The sequence below is a fragment of the Microbacterium sp. Kw_RZR3 genome, from assembly GCF_029222405.1.
Classification (GTDB): domain Bacteria; phylum Actinomycetota; class Actinomycetes; order Actinomycetales; family Microbacteriaceae; genus Microbacterium.
Map to the genome: position 1 here is coordinate 1 of NZ_JARHXC010000144.1, position 1,317 is coordinate 1,317.

2 protein-coding genes and 1 tRNA gene are annotated in these 1,317 nt (G+C 68.1%); 2 read left to right on the top strand and 1 reads right to left on the bottom strand.

All coding sequences use genetic code 11. From position 1 onward, the window contains the following. Positions 1-227, top strand: a 227-nt coding sequence (locus P2P98_RS07670) for a Dabb family protein (RefSeq protein ID WP_275798705.1), incomplete at its 5' end; no start/stop codon positions are given. Positions 228-310: 83 nt separating this feature from the next. Here P2P98_RS07670 and P2P98_RS07675 read toward each other — a convergent pair. Then, positions 311-383 (bottom strand) — tRNA-Arg (locus P2P98_RS07675). A gap of 150 nt (positions 384-533) precedes the next feature. Here P2P98_RS07675 and P2P98_RS07680 point away from each other — a divergent pair. Beyond that, positions 534-1,317, top strand: a 784-nt coding sequence (locus P2P98_RS07680) for a serine dehydratase beta chain (RefSeq protein WP_275798707.1), incomplete at its 3' end; no start/stop codon positions are given.

Below are 1,317 nucleotides of genomic sequence, written 5' to 3' on the forward strand. Positions count from 1 at the left end.
CGGCGGCCATCGCCGAGCTGCGGGCGGTGGGGGAGTGGCCCGGCATCCTGTCGTGGGATGTCGCGCTGTCGCTCGATACGCGCAAAGGGCGGGTGATCGTTGAGGACGGGGCATTCGTCGATCGCTCGGCGTTCGAGGAATGGCGCGCGACCGAAAAGCACCTCGCCGCGGGGGGAAGAATGGCGGAGATCAGCGACTGGTGGGTGGGGGACTGGGAGCGGAGCTGAAGCTCACTCGCTGGTCCCGGAAACGAGACAAGGCCCGGTCGGAAAGACTTCCGAACCGGACCTCTTACTGTCTCAACACAGTGTGCGCCCGAAGGGACTCGAACCCCTAACCTTCTGATCCGTAGTCAGATGCTCTATCCATTGAGCTACGGGCGCAGGGCCTCCGCGCGAAACGGCGCGCAGGCCGTGGTCCAGCATAGCCGCGACCGACCGAGACGTCTAATCGGCCCGGAACGGCGTGCATCCCGGGCGTGGCGCGAGGGTGACGACGGGGTGTCCGGACGGGGTGGGACGTACGCTGGCCGAATGAGCGCTTACACCTCCGCGTTCGAGCTGTTCTCCATCGGGATCGGACCCTCGAGCTCCCACACCGTCGGCCCCATGAAGGCCGCCCTCCAGTTCGCCACACGACTCGAGAGCGAAGGCATCCTGGGGCGCGTGACGTATGTGTCCTGTTACCTCTACGGCTCGCTCGGCGCGACCGGTATCGGGCACGGGACGCCCGACGCCGTCGTCGCTGGGTTGCACGGCTGGGATCCCGAGACCGTCGACCCGGATGCCGTCCGGCGGCTGTGGGTGGACTGGCCCGACGGGCGTGAACTCCCGCTCGCCGCGTCGCACACGGTCCGCTTCCAAAAGGCCGACATCTCGCTCGAGCCGCGGAGACGTCTGCCCGGCCACCCCAACGCCATGACCCTCGTTGCGCGCGATGTGCGCGACCACGTGATCGCGGAAGACACCTACTACTCGATCGGAGGCGGATTCATCCGGCGCGAGGGAGAGCCCGCTCGCGTGGCGGCTGCACCCTTCCCGCTCGCGTTCGATGACGCGGCCACCCTCATCGAGCTGTGCGACGAGCAGGGCATCACCATCGCCGAGGCGGCACGTCGCAACGAAGAGGCCCTGCGCTCCGACGAAGAAATCGCCGCCGGCCTCGATCGGATCTGGGATGCCATGGCCGCCTGCGTCAACGCCGGTCTCGAGCACGACGGTGTGCTCCCCGGCATCCTGAAGGTGAAGCGCCGCGCGGCGGTGATCCGGCAGCAGCTCGAAGAGATCGAAGCCGAGGGACACCGCGAGCTGCCGGGGG